Below are 18,813 nucleotides of genomic sequence, written 5' to 3' on the forward strand. Positions count from 1 at the left end.
CTACTAGCAAAAACTAAAGACAATAAAACTCTTGCTCTTTTTTAGGTTAAAAAACTTAGCTTTTAGATGACTAAGCTTTAAATAAAAATGAGAGTTTTAAAAAAGTTAAAACTCTTTTATAATTGAGCTAATAAATAAGTTAAAATTAGAAAAAACAATAAATCAAAAGATTAAAATAATTCTTAAAATTAGCCTTTAAAAACTTTGAGTTAAAAACAAAAAACTCTTTTAGTCCGAAACCAAGGGCCTTTTTTTAGTATAATATAAGCGTTTTATATTTTAATATTATTTCAATGTCTAAAAAAACCAAATTTAACATAGTTTAAAATAAAATTAATTTATAATTTACAATTAAAAAATTTGTGTTTTTTATCTATCAATAATTTTAACCTTAGGAGAATCAATGAAAAAAAGTAGAGTAATCTTGCTTTCATCACTAGCTGTTCTTGCCGTTCCTGTTATTGCAATTACATCAGTTGGAGCTTATTTTGTTACTAAAAAACAAGCAGACATTACTATTAGTTCAGAAAAAGAAGCTGAATATAAAAATGAAATTAATGACTTTCACCAAAGATCTGAATTTCGAATTGACTTTGCACCAACAAGATTAGTAGCCAATATAAAACAAATAACAAATACTAATCCTAATATCTCATTAAGCAATTTCAACCTTTTTTCTAGAACTAATTTTTCAAATCCAACTTTTAGAACTGAAATTCTTAGTTGAAAGCCTCATGGAATAGACTCAGTTTTAGTTGAATATAGTGTTTCAAAAACTTTTAGAGAAGTAGAAGGAGACAAAGAAGTTAAAGAAGTTTTTTCTGGAATTCTTAGTGGCTTTAAGGTAGATGCAAAAACAGCTGTTGATACTATAGTTTCTCAAAAACCTGAAATCTTATTTAATATAAATTCTCAACCATCTTCAAATGTTCCTCTTAATAAATCAATTAGAAACATCTCTGAAGAAGATTTTTTAGCTCCTAAAGCACAATTTGGTGAAAAATACAATATTAAAATTGTAAATAGAGATATTGAAAAAAATATCTTAACTTTAGAAATTAGCGTTTCTAGAGATGAAACATCTTCAAATGAACAAACTAATACTTACAGTGGAACTTATACTAAAGTTATTTCTAATTTAACAGATCACTTAAGTGTTAGTTTGTTAAATCACTTTCAACAAGAAAGCTCTCAAATTAGACTAGGTTTTAGAAAAAACTCCTCTGATAATCTAGAACAAAGAGCAGATGAGAATATCTTGCCTTCTTTATTAAAAAAAGAAAACTTTGGACTATTGCAAAGCGAAGGTCAAATTGAAGTTGATGGAACAAGCCACAATGTTGTTTTTGAAGTTGATTCAATTAATCAAGTAGATAATGAAAATGGTAGCTTATCATTAAATGTTAAAGTTTCGCTTCAATCTAATTCTAAAATCTCTGCAATTGTTACTAAAACTTTTGAAGGATTCCAAAAAAAAGCAGCCTATCTTGATAGTATTATTGAAAAAATTGGAAGACAACACGGAGAGTTACAAAGTAGTTGAGTAGATAATTTAAAATTCTTTAGAGAAAATTTTTCAGCTTCAGAGTTTAAATCTAAAGAACCTGCAGTTCTAATCAATGATTTTGGAAATAGAATTAAAGAAACTTTTGAAAAATTAATTCTGCAATCAAATACAACTTTAACAGATGAAGAAAAAGCATTTTGAACAGTTGATAAATTGGATGCTCTAAGAGATTTAAAAAATGAAATTATAAAAGTTGATATTCCTAACAAAGGTAATCAAACATCAAGTGATACAGTTGTTATAGATGTTAAAGTCTACTTTACAGTTGAAAATGGAACTTCAACTGAATTAGCTTTAAGACTTGATGGATTTTTAAGTGACTTAGACTTTGAGTTGTTGCAAGTTGCCAATAATATAAGTCAAAGACAAAACTCTTCATTAAGAATTTCATTTAATAACTCATATGCAAATAGATCAAGTTTTACTCCAAGTAATTTCAAAAAACTAATAGAACAAAGACATGCAACCAATAATGCTGCAAATACAGCTCATACTTTATTGGATGAATTAAAGTCAGTTTATAGCCTTAGTGCACAAAACTCTAGCTTTAACTTTGAAATAGTTGATGATGTTAAAGAAAACAACCAACATGTTAGTTTTGAAGCTGATGATCGAACTGGAAGTATTTCATTTTTAATTAAAATTACTAAAGTGGGAGATACTTCAGGAAAATTTAGATTATATAGACACTATGATTCTTCTTATGTTAGTGAATTTCAAAATGCTAATTTAAGAATTAATGAAATTATTAGATCAAGATTATTGCCTGATTTTGTTCACCACGAAAGAAAAGAAATCACGCAAGTAAAACCCTCTGAAGTTAGAGCAGATGATTTTACTTTTTTACCTACAACACTTCAAAACAACAATGTCTCTAACGATATTCAAATAAGAGTTATTCAGATTAAAAATGATGCAAATGCTGATGTTAGCGGAATTGTTAAGGGAGTAGTTGAGCTTAGAACAAGTTTTGGAAATTCTAGAACTTATGATTTTGAAATTCCAGGTTTTGCTTCGGAGCGTTTAACTAATAAACAAGCTATTGAAAGAGCAATTACTGAAATTGAAAATATCAAACTAAGAGAAAGTGATTTAGGAACTCTTCCTTCCCTTTTAAACAATGCTTCATTTAGAGAACTAGTTTATGAAAAAGACAAAGACATTACTTTTAATATCACTAAATTAGAAAATGTTAATGATGTAGCTGGAACAATAACAGTTGCAATTGAAGCTAGAAAAGGTCAAAATGATTCACTATCAATTGTTTCATTTACCCAGACTCTAAGATTTTTATGAAACATTGGTAGAGAATTAAATGCAAAAATTGATGATCAAAGAATTAACTTTATATTACAAAATAAAGGTGAAAAACTTCCAAGTGATCTAAAAAAACTTAGTGATCAAGAATTTAAAGAATATGTAAAACTAGATCCTACTATTTTCTTAAATAGTTTGAATGTTTCATATAAATTTGTCTCAGGTCAAATTTTACAAAATTCAAAAGATGATAATGACATTCCAAGTTTAGAGATGAGATTGGTTCTTGTTTCAAATCCAAATTACATCAACAACCTTCCTCAACCAATTGAATCTAAAGAATTTACCATTAATCTAACAAGAGTACAAGGTCTAAAATCAAATGAAGATTTAATTAATGAAGACTTTGATAAAAACTTCTTGACCTCTTCAAGAATTGTCTACAATGGTGAAAAATCTCAAAAAGCTCCAGATTCATTATTAACATCTGATTTGAGTATAAATGATGCAAAAGATTCTCAAAATAGATCAGTTGCCTCTGATGTTGTTTATGAAGTAACTAATGTAATGGCTCAAGACTTAGATAAGGGAAGTGCTATTGTTGAAGTTACAGGTAAAAAAGATCGCTCAAGTGTAAAAAGGAATTTTGTTGTTGAAGGATTTATGACTGCAGCGATGGCTGTTAGTGAAGCTTTCAAAGATCAAATGCATCCACGTTTAGTTGCAAATGTTGATAGATCACAAATTTTAGCCTCAGCTATTACAAAAGAATCTCTAACTTTCCATGATATAGCTAATCCAGAGAGAGCAAATAAAGATAAAAATGGAGTTATTCATGAAATTGACACAGTTAGTGCTACACAAGAAGATAGAGATAATGGTCAAGTTCAGGTAAGTGTTAAAATTTCAAAAGGAAATTCTTCAAGTATTTATAGAGTAATTGTTTTAGGATTCAAGAGAGGATAATAATGGCTAGAGAGTTGAAAAATTACATTCCAAATGTGCTTGTTGTAGTTTTAGGTGAGTGAAACTTTGAACATATTTATAACTTAGATTTTAAAATTAAACAAAATGCTAAGTTTTTAAGATTTGGTTCTAAAAAACAAAACATTAGTAATTTAAATATTGAAGAACATTTTTACCTATGACATCCTTATGATAAAAACTCAAGTGTAAATTACAAAAAACACAAATCACCAGCCCAACTTTTTGAAGAAAATAAAATTGAACTTGATTTATTCTTTAAAAATGCTGATTTGATGGTTGTTCTTTCAAAAACTCGAGATGAAGAAAGTTTAGAATATGTTTCTTTTTTATCAAAAATTGCCAAAGCAAACAATATTTTAACAATGCATCTTTTACTTAAAAATTTACTTTGAGCAAAAACTTCAGCTAAGCTCTATTCTATGGCCCTTGATCATATTAGAGATAATAAAAACATCTTAATAGATCTTGAAGAAATCAACTTACTTTCAACCTATGAAAACATTGAAATTCCTAAAAGAGATCGCTATGTAGATAAATCAATTTCTCAAATAATGAAATCTCTAATAGCTCCTTTTTATGAAACTGTTTTAAATCCTAATTTGTATGCAAAAATCAAATATGAGATTTTAACTAGAAAAATTGAAAAGCTTCCAGAAAAATGATATGTTGCTTTAGGAAGTTCAAATGAAAAACAAGATCGTTTTGAAAAAGCACTTTTTGCAGCTCTTGCAAATCCAACATTTAGAGGTACATTTAACTCAGCTAAAAAATTCTTTATTATAATTTCAGGAACTTTTATTAGTGAAAATAAAATTGCTAAAACTCTTAACATTCTAAAACAAATTGTAATTCCTGGCTCAGAGGTTATTGTCTCAAGAGTTGTAGAGGACTATCTTTTTGAAAATGTTATAAATGTTGCCATTATTGCTAGAAGTGCAGACAAAATTGAATTAGTTGATGATCCTGAGCAAATCAATTCTTTAATTAGAGAAACAATGGCAAAAGTTTATTCACTAGTTGACAATGAAGAAACTAGAGAAATTATTCTAAATAAGCCTTTTCAAAAAACAAAAATAATTGATCAATAAAATTGACCTTTATCTAAAAACTAGTGCTTATCTAGAAGCAATTTTTTTATTTACTCTGGAATTTAAAATCTAAAATTAACTAAAATATTAGAAACTTAGTTCATGAAAAGAACTTTGCTATTTTTTTATTTGCCTAATTTATAATTAAGCTTATGATAAAAAAGTCATTTTGGTTTGAATGGTATGAAGGCAGTAAACAAAAAACAACTAAAAGAATTCGTTTTGAGTGAAAATCTGTAATTGCTATTTTTGTAATTTTTTTAGTTATTTGAAGTTTTTATAATGTTTTTGGAAAAATTAATCCTAGAGGATTTCAAATTTTCTCTGAAAACTTTAAAGACTTTTTTGCTTTTTGAAATGTTAGTGTCAAATACCCGGGTTATTCTCTTATAAGTCTTAGTTTTCAATTTTTATGAACTTCTCTTAAATATGTAGCTTTAGGAAATACTATTGGTTTTATTCTGGCTATGATTAGCTCCTACTTTAGTGCTAGAAATATAAATAAAAGTTATGTCTCTACATTGCTAAAGTCAATTATTCTATTTTTTAGAGCCTTCCCAGTGCTAGTTTTTGTTTATGCTTTTAGAGAAGGTTTTGAATCTATTTTAGTAGCTAGTTTAGTTTTTAGTTGATTTACATGACTATGACTTCATAAATATATCTATGAAATTATTGAAAATGTTGATCTAAAAAAATATAACCATTACATAATGACAGGATATTCTAAATTTTCTGCTTATCGAAAAGGAATTTTTCCTGAGATAAAAACTAAATTAATTCTAATTTATTTTTTATCTTTTGAAGCTAATCTAAGATGATCTTCAATTTTAGGAGCAGCTGGAGTTGAGGGTATTGGTTCTCTTTTTAATGATGCTTGAAAAGATAATAAATATCGTTTTAAGGCAATAGGAATTCCATTAGTTATCTTTTTGTTTGCTATTTTATTTTTAGAAGCAATTAATTTATTCTTGAATAAAGTTGTTCTTTACAGGAAAAATAGAACTTTTTCAGAAAAAGACTATGGATATTGTTTTAATTGAAAAACATGGTTTCAAGTATTTTTAATTTTGATTTTTGTTGTAATTGCACTAATAGCTTTTTCTGAGATTAGATGAAATTTTTCAAGAATTAATGACTTTGGTATCTTTTTAAAAAGTGTTTTTATTCCTAGATTTGATTTTTGATTTACTCCAGTAAGAGAAAATAATCCATTTTTTATGATTGGAACAGTTATTTTCCAAAGTATAAGCATTGTAGTTTTAACTATATTTTTTGCACTTCTAATTAGTATTTTTTTAAATGAAAAACTTAATAGTAAGTATGTTTATTTACCATTAAAAATAATTAATTCAGTTGTTAGAGTTATTCCAACTATCTTTTGATTCTTTATTTTTTCACCTATTTTTCATAATCCACTTTTATTTGTGGTAGTAATTGCCATTAGTATTCACAACTCAAGTGTTTTATCCATACAAATTAATGCATTAATTAATGCTATTAATTTTAAGATATATGATAATTTGAAACTACAAGGATGATCTCGTGGAAGATTGCTTATTTTTTATGTGCTTCCTTCAATTAAAAAAGATCTAATAAGTTGAGTAGTTTTTAAATTTGAAGACATTTTTAGAAACGTAATTTTATTCGGTGTCTTTGGTTCTTCTCTTCTAGGAGCTAGATTAGTTTCTCTTCTTTCTCCAGGTAGAGCACAAGAGCTTTCAATTGCAGCTAGCTATGTATATCCTATTGTTATTTTTATAATTCTACTTAATATTTTTTCAGCTTTTTTCAAGAAAAAAAGTTGAAAAAAAGTAAAAGATAAAAACTCATCATTTAAGAATAAACTTATTAATCATTCAAAAGTGATATCTACAAAGCTTAAACGAAAAATAAAATAAGATCAAAACCCTAAAAAAATTTTTTTGAATAAAACTTAGATTTTATCTATCAAAAGTAGATTAGATTTTTATAAGAGTTTTAAAAGTAAAATTTGTTAGCTAAAAATTAAGTTTTAAATTTAAATTAAAAAAACAAGTGTCTTTAGATAAATATAAATCTACACTTGTTTTAATTTAATAAGGAACATTTGATTAAAAAGCAAAATTTTTGCTTTTAAATTTCCATTAGTTCTCTTTCTTTTCTTTTGGTAATTTCATCTATTTGTTCAATATATGAATCATTAATTGTTTGAATTTTTGTTTCATATTTTTTAATATCATCTTCAGAAATTTCACTTTTAAATGATTTAATTTTTTTATTTGACTCTTGTCTTAAAAGTCGAATAGAAACTCTAGCTTGTTCTGTAAATTTATTTAGTGATTTAACTAATTCTTTTCTTCTTTGAGTATTTAGAGCTGGAAAGTTTAGTCTAATTTGATTTCCTTCATTAACAATGGCAACATCAAGATTTGCTAATAATAAACTTTTGTGAATTTCCTTTGTGATGTTATGATCAAAAGGCTTAATTAAAAGTTGTTGAGGCTCTGGAACACTAATATTAGAAATTTGCTCAAGAGGTATTAACTCTTCATAGTAAGAGACTTTAATGTTTTTGATTAATTGAGGATTTGCTCTTCCAGTTGAAATTTTTGATAAATTAAATTCAAAATTTGAAACTACATTCATTGATTTTTCTTCAAGAGTTGAAAAAACTTCATTAATTATTGAAATATCCATTAGTTAACCACCTTTGTATGATTTATTTTTCCTAAAATACTATTATAAATAGAATTTTTTTCAGTTATGTCAAAGACTATTAATTCAATTTTATTTTCTTTGGCCATTGATATGGCTGTAAGGTCCATAATCTGCAAGTTCATATTTAAAACTTCATCATAGGTAATTGTGTCAAATTTTTTTGCATCTTTATTTTTCTTTGGATCATCTGAGTAAACTCCATTTACTCCATTTTTACCCATAATGATGGCATCAGCTCCTATTTCACTAGCAAAAAGAGTAGCTGCTGTATCAGTGGTAAAATAAGGCCTTCCAGTTCCACCTGCAAAAATTACTATTTCATTATTTTCTAAATTTTTTGTAGCTTTTTCATTGATGTAATTTTCAGCTACTTTAGGATCTAGATTTAAGGAAGAATAAACTCTTGCAACTAATCCTTCTTTTTCAAATCCTGATTTTAGAGCTAGGCCATTCATGACTGTTGCTAGCATTCCAATATAATCTGCTCTATTTCTAGGAATTCCATTTTTTTCGGCACTCGTTCCACGCCAAAAATTTCCTCCACCAACTACAATTGCTACTTCAATTCCTTTTTTGACAACTTCTTTTAATTGTTTAGCAATGTCTTCTACTAATTTATAATCAATGGCTAGATTTTTCTCTTTATTTGCTAGCCCTTCACCAGAGAGTTTTAGTAAGATTCTCTTATACATATATTTAAATCACCCCAAATTTTCAAAATTAATCTTTATTATATATTAGCTAAATAATAATCAGACATTTTTTTATTTCAAAAATGTAAAAAAATGAAATATTTTCAATAAATATTTTCAATTTATGCATATTTTTTCAACTTTTTATTATTAATAAACATTCTTTTTATAATCAAACTAGGTAAGTTTTCTAAAGATGAAAGGAACATCAAAAAATATAAAACTTTAGCTGATCCAACATTTCTTATATTAAAAAATAGTAAAACTAAATCTAATTAAAAAAGTTTTTAACTTGAAACAATTTAGAAACTTACTAGAAAAAGAGGTGAAAAATGGAAAATAACGAAAAATATATTATTACATTGGATTCAGGAACTACATCGTGTCGTTCATTAATTGTTAATAAAAAAGGTGAAATTATTGCCATTGCTCAAAATGAATTTAGTCAATATTTTCCTAAATCAGGTTGAGTTGAACATGACCCTTTAGAAATTTGAAATACTCAACTTTCAACTATGCAAAGTGTAAAAAACAAAGCCCAAATTAAATCAAGTGATATTGTGGCTTTAGGTATTACCAACCAAAGAGAAAATATTGTTGTTTGAGATAAAGACACAGGCTTGCCTGTTTATAATGCCATAGTTTGACAAGATGTAAGAACTTCAAGCTTTTGTGATCAGATGATAGCTGAAAATAAAACTGAGTTTTTTAGAGAAAAAACAGGACTAATTATTAATCCATATTTTAGTGCTACTAAATTAAAATGAATTTTAGAAAACGTTCCTTTAGCCAAAGAAAAATTGGCTAAAGGAAAACTTTTAGCAGGAACAATTGATACTTGGTTGATTTGGAAATTAACTGGTGGAAAAGTTCATGCTAGCGATGTTTCAAATGCTTCAAGAACTATGCTTTTTAACATCCATAGCCTTGATTGAGATCAAGAGATTCTAGATTATTTAAAAATTCCAAGAAGCATCTTACCTAAAGTTCAGGCCTCTTCTGAATTTTATGGCTTTGTTCAAAGCAGTCTGTGGTCAAATAAAGCCAAGGGGAAAGTTCCAATTACTGGAGTAGCAGGAGATCAACAATCAGCTTTATTTGGTCAAATGTGCACTGAAGTAGGAATGGTAAAAAACACTTATGGAACAGGATGTTTTACTTTGGTTAACACTGGTCAAAAACCAGTTAATTCTAAAAATAGACTTTTAACAACAATAGCTTGAAAATTAGGTAATGAAAAAACAATTTATGCCTTAGAAGGTTCAGTTTTTGTAGCAGGAGCTGCTATTCAATGACTAAGAGATTCACTAAGGATTTTATATAATGCAGCTTTAAGTGATTTTTATAGCTCCTTGGTAAAAGATAACCAAAGAGTCTATGTTGTTCCAGCTTTTACTGGACTAGGAGCTCCATATTGAGATTCTTATGCTAAAGGAGCAATTTTTGGCCTTGAAAGAGGAACTAAAAATGAACATATTATTAAAGCTACTTTAGAGTCAATAGCTTATCAAAGTAATGACTTAATTAAAGCTATGGAAAAAGACTTAGGTCAAAAAATAACTTTACTTAAAGTAGATGGAGGAGCTAGCAAGTCTGATTATTTAATGAACTTTCAAGCATCTATTTCAAATTTAGATGTTCATAGACCAGCCAATGTAGAAACTACTGCCCTAGGAGCTGCTTATTTAGCTGGATTGGCCGTTGGTTTTTGAAAAGATATAAAAGAAATTCAAAAAATGATCAAAATTGATCATCAGTTCAAACCTTCTGTTGATCAAAAAGAAGTTGATGTTTTATTAAAAGGATGAAATGAAGCTGTAAAAAGAGTTTTAAACTGACAAAAGGACATTGAATAATGCACTTAGATATATTAGGTGAGTTTTTAGGAACTTTAGTTTTGATTTTACTTGGAAATGGTGTAGGTATGTCAACTCATCTTAAAAGAATGCTTGCTAACCAACATGGAAAATGAATTATGATTGCCCTAGGTTGGGGCCTTGCAGTTTTAATGGGAGTTATTGTAGCTTTTTCATTAAATTCACCAGCTCATCTTAATCCAGCTGTTTCTATTTTTGCTTTAGTTTCAGGTAGCTTAGCTCTTTGAAAGTTTTTTGTCTATTTTTTAGTTCAAGTTTTAGGAGCTTTTATAGGGCAAGTAATTTTATATATAATTAACTATAAAAATATTAAAGAAACTAACGATTGAAATTTGATGCGTGCAATGAGTGCAACTGGTGGGGTATATGATAATTTTAATGAAAAAGGGCTTGTTCAAAATCTTTTATATGAATATGTAGCAAGCTTAGTTTTAATTGGAGTTATTTTTGCCCTTTCAAAAGGCAAAAATACTCAAGCTTTTCAAAGTTTAGGAGCCATTCCTGTAATGCTTTTAGTTTTATCAATTGGATTATCTCTTGGTTCAGTAAGTGGCTATGCAATCAATCCAGCTCGTGATTTTGGACCTAGACTTGCTTTTTGAGTTTTTAGCACTTTAGTTTGAAAACAAAAAAGTGCTTCAGCTCAATGAAGTTATAGTTTTGTGCCAATTGTCTCTCCACTGCTAGCAGGAACTACCATTGGTTTATTTGCATTAATTTAAAAGATTAAAAATTTATTTTTTATTATTTATAAGGATTAAAGGAACTTAAAATAATAAAAATAAGAATAAATTTATAATTAATAAAAATCCAAAAGTAATTTTTATTAAGCTAGCTAAAATTAAAAATTCTTAAAATTATTTTTTTTAACCTAAAAAAAAAAAAAAAAAATTAGCACTTTATTCATTTGAGTGCTAATTTTGTGATATACTTCAAAATGTAAGACAAAAAATTACGCACCAAATTTTGTTATTTACTAACCGGTGGTAAAAAGCAAAAATAATATAAAAAGATAACTAAGTTAAATAAATTTTTGTAAAGGAGACATTTTAGACTATGCCAAAAGAAATAATTTTAGGAATTGACTTAGGGACAACAAACTCTGTTGTTTCAATTATTGAAAATAAAAAACCAGTAGTTTTAGAAAACTTTAATGGTAAAAGAACAACTCCTTCGGTAGTTGCTTTTAAAAATGGAGAAATTCAAGTTGGGGAAATTGCAAAAAGACAACTTGAAACTAACCCTGACACAATTGCTTCTATTAAAAGATTAATGGGAACTACTAAAACTGTTAAAGCAAATGGAAAAACTTATAAACCAGAGGAAATTTCAGCTATGATTCTTTCTCACTTGAAAGAATATGCTGAGAAAAAAGTTGGTAAAAAATTAACAAAAGCAGTAATTACTGTTCCAGCTTATTTTGATAACTCTCAAAGAGAGGCAACTAAAATTGCAGGTAAAATTGCAGGTTTAGATGTTCTTAGAATTATCAATGAACCCACAGCTGCTGCTCTTTCATTTGGGCTAGACAAAAAAGAAAAAGAAATGAAAGTTTTAGTTTATGACTTAGGGGGAGGAACATTTGACGTTTCAGTACTTGAGTTAGAAAATGGAACTTTTGAAGTTCTTTCAACTAGTGGAGACAACCACCTAGGAGGAGATGATTGAGACCATGTTATTGTTGAATGATTAACTAAAGAAATTAAAAATAGATATGATTTTGACCCTTCAAAAGACAAAATGGTAATGACAAGACTTAAAGAAGCAGCTGAAAAAGCAAAAATTGACCTTTCAGCACAAATGGTAGCTCAAATTACTCTTCCTTTCTTGTCAGTTACTTCTAAAGGACCTATTAACGTTGATTTAGAACTAAAAAGAAGTGAATTTGAAAAAATGACAACTCATTTAGTTGATAGAACTAGAAAACCTATTGAAGATGCTCTAAGAGAGGCAAAAATTAAAGCAAGTGACCTTAGTGAAGTTCTTTTAGTTGGAGGATCAACTAGAATTCCTGCTGTTCAATCTATGGTAGAGCATGTTCTTGGTAAAAAACCAAATCGTTCAATTAACCCTGATGAAGTTGTTGCTATTGGAGCTGCAATTCAAGGTGGAGTTTTAGCAGGAGATATCAATGATGTTCTATTACTTGATGTTACTCCTTTAACACTAGGAATTGAAACCCTTGGTGGTGTTGCTACTCCATTGATACCAAGAAACACAACTATTCCAGTTACAAAATCACAAGTTTTTTCAACAGCAGCTGATAATCAAAGTGAAGTAACAATTTCAGTTGTTCAAGGTGAAAGACCAATGGCAAGCGACAATAAACAATTAGGACAATTTAACCTAAGTGGAATTGAACCAGCTCCTAGAGGAGTGCCTCAAATTGAAGTTTCATTTTCAATTGATGTTAACGGAATTACAACAGTTAAAGCTAAAGATTTAAAAACTAATAAAGAACAAGAAATAACCATCAAAAACTCTTCAAAACTTTCAGATGAAGAAGTAGAAAAAATGGTAAAAGAAGCTGAAGAAAACAGAGAAGCTGATAAAGCTAAAAAAGAAAAAGTTGAAGTTATTGTTAGAGCTGAGTCATTAATTTCTCAACTTGAAAAATCATTAGTTGATCAAGGTGATAAAGTTGATGCTAAAGCTAAAGAAGAAACACAAAAACAAATTCAAGAATTAAAAGATTTAATTAAAGATGACAAAATTGAAGAGCTAAAAGTTAAACTAGAACAAATTGAACAAGCAGCTCAAGCTTTTGCTCAATATAGTGCTCAACAAGCCGCTACCGAAAATTCAAAAGATAGTGACACAGTTGAAGCTGAAATAGTTGATGATAAAGCAAACTAATTCAAATCTTTAAAATCAAAAAATACCAACTAAAAATGAGTTGGTATTTTTGTTTTGTTTATTTAGTTTTTCAAAAAAACAATAAAAAAACAAGTCATTCTTAATAAAGAGGCTTGTTTTATTAATATTTTAAGCATTATTTATTCAATTATTTATAAATAAAATCAATTTGTTCTTGAGAGAGCTTTTTATTAGTTGTTTCAAGTTGGACTATTTTGTTATTTTTAATTCCGAAAATTTTGTCAGCATAATTTTGAGCTATATTCAAATCATGGACATTCAAAATAATACAACCTTGAAAGTTTTTTGAAAGATCTTTAATTAATTTTAAAATGTTTTTTGAAGTTTCCACATCAAGGGCACTTGTAGGTTCATCGGCTAGAATTAATTTAGGTTTTTTGATTAAGATTTTGGCAATTTCGACTCTTTGCTGTTGGCCTCCAGAAAGATCTGATGCTTTCCAAAATGCTTTATCTAGAATACCCAAATATTCTAATGTGTCGAAAATTTGTTTTTTTTGTTTCAAAGTTATGATTCCAAAGATCTTAAAAAATCAATTATGATAATCATCAATTGATCTTTTAATATTTACATAGACAAAATCATCCAAAACTAAATTTGGACTTTGAGACAAAAAACCAATATTTTTAAGTTGTTTTTTTAACTCTTTTGATTTTAGTTTGGTTAAATCAACATTATTCAAAATAACTTGAGAGTCTTTTGAATTTATTAAGTTTTGAACAATTGCCTTAAAAAGAGTGGTTTTTCCAACACCACTAGGACCTATAATTGCTGCTATTTCAAATGGTTTGAGTTCAAAGTTAACATCTTCTAAAATATAATTTTTACTATCTGGATATCTCGAAAACAAATTTTTAATTTTTAACATTTTATTTATTGACCATAAGCATTGTTGAAAATTTTTCTAACTTCTTCATCAAAGTTAGCTATAGATTTATATCCGTTATAACCTACAAAAGGACCAAAGCTATCTTTTCCACTTTTACCTAAGTTAATAAAAGTTTGGACAATTAAATTAGCTTGTTTTTCATCAAAGTCTTTTCTAAATGAACCAATGTCATAAGGAAGTCTTTCGGTTGCTGTTAGAACTTCAACTTTTCCATTTTCAATTTTTGATGTATATCTTTTTCCATCTTTTTCATTTTCAGTTCATGCAAATGATCCTTCTTTATCAAAGGCAATTTTGAAATTTGCATCTTGACCTATATCTCTACCTTTTCCAACTTTATATTTAGAAGGATGATTAAGTTTATCTGTTGCTAAAGTAAAGTTTTGTCCTAGATTAAAGTGTTTTCTAATTAAACTCTCTTGAAGAAGATATTTTCCTGAAGAGTTAGTATTATCTGTGCTTATTATTCCAAAGTTTCTAAAAGTATCTCAATTTTTTTCATTTCAAGCTTTCTTAATTTGATTTAGATCACTTTCTGTTCCATGAATAAAAAGTATACCTCTGTAAAAACTAACTAGATCATCTGGATTTGAATATAAAAATTCATATTTTTTTCCATCTCATTTTTGAGCTTCTCTAGTCCAATTATTATATAAAGGTTCTTTATTAAAAATTGCATTTGTATCAGTGGCAATTTTTCTTAAAGGATCATCATTTTGACCATTTACATATTTTGCATTTGCATCTTTGTCAAATTTAAATGCTCTAGTTAAAGTATGCAATTTTGAAAGTAATTTTTTAGATTCTGAATCTTGACGAGTTACAGTTTCAGTAACATTTGCTATTCCAAAATCATCAGTTCCTGTTTGAAGTCCTTGAACTACTAGACCACTATCATCTTGATGTTTGATTGTAAAGTTTACATCATCAAGATTTTTTGTTTCTGGATCTGCATCTTTGAGTTTTTTAAATTCTTCTGAAAAAGCTTTTAAAAATTTTTCTTCTTTTCCATCCCCTGCTTTTAATTCTCAATATTGTGTTCTTAAGGTTAGACTAACATCTTTGTCTCATTTTTGAGCAGTAGTAGAATTATTATTTTTAACATCAGAAGATTGCTTATTTCCAGGCTCAGTTGTTTTACTATTTCCGACACAAGAGACAAAAGTAATAGCTGGTAGAAACAAAAACACACCAGCTAAAATTTTAAATTTTTTTAGTTTCATAAAGTTTCTCCTCGATTTTCATAAGACAGAGAAGAGTAAGTGGTAATTTCTAAGACGAAATTTAAAGTCTCGCTACGCTAATATTAATTAGATCAGCTAAAGAGTTTTTCTCAACCATACCTACTTTTTCAGTGAGATATAGTACCCCTGCCTTTGTTAAACATTATATTATATATTTGATTAATAAATGAGCTATTTTTTAGTTTCTATGAAAATGTGAAAAATTTAAAATTTAATGCTTTTTATATTAAATAAATATAAAAATAACTAATAAATAAAGAACTTATTTTCTATAAATTAATTATCTTTTATAGGCCAAAAAAATTTTTAAAAAAAATTAAAATTTTTTAAAAATAGTGTATTATTTAGAACAAGTGACCATAACGCAAGTTATACCTGATACCATTCCGAACTCAGTAGTCAAGACTTGTGGTGCCGACGATACCCGCTGGGGAAAATAGGGAGTTGCTTTTTTTTATATTTTTTTTGATATAAAAAAAAGCATAAATACAAACAAGCTTATCAAAATCTTTTAGATTTAAATTTAAATTTAGTTTTTTATTTTTTATTAAAAAGATTAAGTCTTAGCTTTATAAAAAAATTTTTAAAAAAAATTAAAATTTTTTAAAAATAGTGTATTATTTAGAACAAGTGACCATAACGCAAGTTATACCTGATACCATTCCGAACTCAGTAGTCAAGACTTGTGGTGCCGACGATACCCGCTGGGGAAAATAGGGAGTTGCTTTTTTTTTGCCTTTTTTGTGATGAAGGGAATCAACAATGTCTTTTAGCTATGATATAAAATGAGAACTTATTAACTCGAAATTTAACTCTTCTAAATTTAAATCTTTTGTAAAAGGCTTTGTTTTGGCCTCTGGAGTAAAAAAAGAAGATAAACTTTGATGCAAGATTAATAGCTTTGACTTAATTGAAAAATTTAAAGAACTTTTAAATAATTTTAAATTTCAATATCAATTTGAAAAAGGTAACTTTATTTTTGAAGCTAAAAAACTAAATTTTAAAAATATTACCAACTTTACAAGCTTTTATGCTGGAGTTTTTGTAGCAAGAGGCTCTATTAGCAAAGAAGAAGCCAATAGCTACCATCTTGAATTTAGCTCAAATTATCAAGATTATTTTAATTTAATAATGGAAAGGATTTTAAAACATGAATATGACTTTCATTTTAATATTCTGACCAAAAAAAATAAGTATGTAGCTTATTTAAAAAGAGTTAGTTCCATTTCAACTTTTTTACAAGGAATAGGAGCTTTAAATAATTATTTTATTTTTGAAGAGCGAAAAATTAATAGAGATATGAAAAGCGCTATGGTTAAATTTACTAATTTAGATGTACAAAACTCATTGAAAATAGTAAATTCATCAAAACAACATTGTACTTACATCAATTTTGTTTATCAAAAAAATCTAAAATACCTTTTTAATGAAAAAGAATTAGCTTTTTTTGATTTAAAACTTGAATATCCTTATTTATCTCTTGAAGGAATTAAAGAATTACTAGAAAAAAGAAATATTTATATTTCAAAAAGTGGACTAAACCATTGGTTAATTAAATTAAAGAAAATATATCTTAACAATAAGGAAAATAAATAGGTTTTTATGAATTAAAAGTGTAGAATTTTTATATGTTTGAAAATAGCAATTTATCAATTAAACAAAAAAAACATTTTATTTTAACCAAAAACAAATTTTATGCCACTACTTTTTTATTTTTAGGGATTATGTTGTTGTCTTTAATGTCAATGACCATGGTTTTTACTAGCACTAATTGGATTTTTCAAGACTTACAAAGAGCAAAACGACTTCTTTACATAGCGATAGGTACAAGTTTTTCACTTTTCATTGTTTCTTTTTTCTTTAGACGAAAAATGTCAACAAGTATAGGTTTTGCCTTATTTATAGTTGTTCCATGAACTTTATCTCTTTCTTTTTTAGCTAGTTCTTCAATAAGCATTTATTTAACCCTTAATCAAAATAATGTCTTAAAATCTCTAGCCATCATTGCTATTCCTGGAGCTACTTTAATAGTAATAGGATTACTAAGCTGATTTAATATTTTTAAATTTTGAAAATTGTATTCTTTTCTTATTTTTGGAACATTTGGATTAATTATATTTTCAATAGTTTCATTTTTTATCTTCAATTCAGTATTGCATACAATTTATTCAGTTTTGGCTTACATCATTTTTAGTCTTTGAATTGGTTTTGATATTTGAATTATTCAAAAAAAGGCTGAATACATTCAAACATATGAAAGAGAAATTACTATTTCAGCTTTCCTAGCTTTAGCTTTAACATCAGCTTTTTCAATCTTTATTGATGTTGTTAACTTAGTTCTTATTACTGCAGATCTTCTTAGATAATTAAATTTAAAAATTTTAACCTTCAGGAAACTGAAGGTTTTTTATTTGGAATTAACAAATAAAGGCTATTTTTATAATAGCAATGTATTATTTTAATAATCAATTTATACAAATTATTTAAGAGGAGATTTTTATGAAAATTATAGCCATAGACATTGGAGGAACAAACACTAGAGTTGCCCTTTATGATGAGAGCTTAAAAAAACTAGATTATAAAAAAATAACTTCCCATCCAAGAAACTATGAAGAGACTATGAACCAAGTAGTTGAATTTATCAATGGCCATCAAGGAGTTGAGGCAATAGGAATTTCAGCTCCAGGACCAGCTGATTATCAAAAAGGAGTTTTCTTTAATTTACCTAATCTTCCAGGTTGAAGAAATTTTCATTTTATTGATTTTTTAAAACAAAAAACTAATGTAAAAAATATTAAAGCACAAAATGATGCTAATTTAATGGCCCTTGCTCATCACTATCATTTTAAAAGAACAAAAGATGATGTTACACAATTTTTTACAGTCTCAACGGGTATAGGAGCTGGACTAATAATTGAGAATAAAATTTTTGCAGGATCAAAAGGCTTTGGTCAAGAAATTGCAAACTTACCAGCTGCTTGAAATAAAGAAAGTGGCTTTGGTTATGGACAAGGTTCAATTGAACTTTATGCCTCTGGTAAAGGACTAAGTCTAAGATCAAATATGAAGGCACAAGAGCTTCTTTCAAAGTACAACTATGAAGATAATAAAATTATTGAAGAGGCCATTGAATCACTTGCAAATTTGATTGCCATAAGTGCTGCTTTTGTAAATCCTAATTTAATAGTTTTTGACGGTTCAGTTGCTCGTTACAACAAATGATACATAATGAAGGCAATAGAAATTTCAAGAAAAAGAATGTTTGAAAGTCAATGGAATTCACTTGAATTTAAATTTTCTGAATTAGATGATGATGCTGCCTTGATTGGTGCTTTTCATCTTGTAACAAAAAATAACTCTTAAAATAAAAAAAGATGATTTTGTTTTTGCTAGCAAAAAAAGAAACATAAAAAAAATTAAAAAATCATCTTTTAAAAAATCTAAGAATTTAAAAAACTTCAAAAAATTGAAAAAAGTTAGTTTTTCCCTAAAAAAATGTAGAAAAATTAACTTTTTTTATATTTTTTTTAAATTATTAAGAAAATCATCTTTTATTAAAATATTCGCAATTTTACTTATTAAAAATTAAAATGTGTTAACATTAAATGTGTAATATCTAATCTTATAAAAATGGATAT

At 27.2% G+C, this 18,813-nt stretch carries 13 protein-coding genes and 2 rRNA genes; 11 read left to right on the forward strand and 4 right to left on the reverse strand.

The annotated features are described in order from the left end of the window. Positions 1-403: 403 nt before the first annotated feature. From EXC36_RS00960 to EXC36_RS00970, 3 genes are all read left to right on the forward strand, one after another. Positions 404-3,790 carry a lipoprotein 17-related variable surface protein gene (locus tag EXC36_RS00960; RefSeq protein ID WP_129690044.1) on the forward strand — a complete coding sequence of 1,129 codons (3,387 nt, stop codon included), beginning with the start codon at positions 404-406 and terminating at the stop codon, positions 3,788-3,790. Between the two features lie 2 nt (positions 3,791-3,792). Then, the gene (gene p42 / locus EXC36_RS00965; RefSeq protein ID WP_010925021.1) at positions 3,793-4,899 is read left to right on the forward strand and encodes a gliding machinery protein P42; all 1,107 of its coding nucleotides are present in this window, start codon (positions 3,793-3,795) and stop codon (positions 4,897-4,899) included. Between the two features lie 152 nt (positions 4,900-5,051). Further along, entirely contained in the window at positions 5,052-6,797 is a 1,746-nt protein-coding gene (locus EXC36_RS00970; RefSeq protein ID WP_129690046.1) for a PhnE/PtxC family ABC transporter permease, read from the forward strand. Positions 6,798-7,011: 214 nt separating this feature from the next. Here EXC36_RS00970 and frr read toward each other — a convergent pair whose 3' ends face one another. Together frr and pyrH are read right to left on the reverse strand one after the other, a co-directional pair. Beyond that, entirely contained in the window at positions 7,012-7,575 is a 564-nt protein-coding gene (gene frr / locus EXC36_RS00975; RefSeq protein WP_010925023.1) for a ribosome recycling factor, read from the reverse strand. After that, entirely contained in the window at positions 7,575-8,288 is a 714-nt protein-coding gene (pyrH, locus tag EXC36_RS00980; RefSeq protein WP_041363979.1) for a UMP kinase, read from the reverse strand. The genes frr and pyrH overlap by 1 nt, the downstream gene beginning before the upstream one ends. A 332-nt stretch (positions 8,289-8,620) precedes the next feature. Here pyrH and glpK point away from each other — a divergent pair, with 332 nt between their 5' ends. The 3 genes from glpK to dnaK all read left to right on the forward strand — a co-directional run bounded on the left by glpK (position 8,621) and on the right by dnaK (position 13,021). Next, positions 8,621-10,144, forward strand: a complete 1,524-nt coding sequence (gene glpK / locus EXC36_RS00985) for a glycerol kinase GlpK (RefSeq protein WP_129690048.1) — start codon at positions 8,621-8,623, stop codon at positions 10,142-10,144. Next, positions 10,144-10,887 (forward strand): MIP/aquaporin family protein, encoded by a 744-nt coding sequence (locus EXC36_RS00990; protein ID WP_010925026.1) that lies wholly within the window; start codon positions 10,144-10,146, stop codon positions 10,885-10,887. Before glpK ends, EXC36_RS00990 begins: the two co-directional genes overlap by 1 nt. A 334-nt stretch (positions 10,888-11,221) precedes the next feature. After that, entirely contained in the window at positions 11,222-13,021 is a 1,800-nt protein-coding gene (gene dnaK / locus EXC36_RS00995) for a molecular chaperone DnaK (RefSeq protein ID WP_129690050.1), read from the forward strand. Between the two features lie 148 nt (positions 13,022-13,169). Here the strand turns inward: dnaK and EXC36_RS01000 are convergent, their stop codons facing one another. Next, positions 13,170-13,892 (reverse strand): ATP-binding cassette domain-containing protein, encoded by a 723-nt coding sequence (locus EXC36_RS01000; protein ID WP_223212139.1) that lies wholly within the window; start codon positions 13,890-13,892, stop codon positions 13,170-13,172. A 23-nt stretch (positions 13,893-13,915) separates the two neighbouring features. Next, positions 13,916-15,154: an ABC transporter thiamine pyrophosphate-binding lipoprotein p37/Cypl gene (cypl, locus tag EXC36_RS01005; protein WP_129690052.1), complete on the reverse strand. Its 1,239-nt coding sequence runs from the start codon at positions 15,152-15,154 to the stop codon at positions 13,916-13,918. A 370-nt stretch (positions 15,155-15,524) separates the two neighbouring features. Between cypl and rrf (EXC36_RS01010) the strand changes: the two genes are divergently transcribed. The 5 genes from rrf (EXC36_RS01010) to EXC36_RS01030 all read left to right on the forward strand — a co-directional run bounded on the left by rrf (EXC36_RS01010) (position 15,525) and on the right by EXC36_RS01030 (position 18,538). Then, positions 15,525-15,628 (forward strand): 5S ribosomal RNA (gene rrf, locus EXC36_RS01010). 173 nt (positions 15,629-15,801) lie between these two features. Next, a 5S ribosomal RNA gene (gene rrf / locus EXC36_RS01015) occupies positions 15,802-15,905 on the forward strand. A gap of 32 nt (positions 15,906-15,937) precedes the next feature. Next, positions 15,938-16,771 (forward strand): DNA-binding protein WhiA, encoded by an 834-nt coding sequence (gene whiA / locus EXC36_RS01020; RefSeq protein ID WP_041363985.1) that lies wholly within the window; start codon positions 15,938-15,940, stop codon positions 16,769-16,771. A 128-nt stretch (positions 16,772-16,899) separates the two neighbouring features. Next, positions 16,900-17,541 (forward strand): Bax inhibitor-1/YccA family protein, encoded by a 642-nt coding sequence (locus EXC36_RS01025; protein WP_129690054.1) that lies wholly within the window; start codon positions 16,900-16,902, stop codon positions 17,539-17,541. A gap of 133 nt (positions 17,542-17,674) precedes the next feature. Beyond that, positions 17,675-18,538, forward strand: coding sequence for an ROK family protein (locus tag EXC36_RS01030; RefSeq protein ID WP_010925032.1), 864 nt, complete (start codon positions 17,675-17,677; stop codon positions 18,536-18,538). Positions 18,539-18,813: the final 275 nt, after the last annotated feature.

The sequence above is a fragment of the Mycoplasmopsis pulmonis genome (assembly GCF_900660575.1).
GTDB lineage: Bacteria > Bacillota_I > Bacilli_A > Mycoplasmatales > Metamycoplasmataceae > Mycoplasmopsis_B > Mycoplasmopsis_B pulmonis.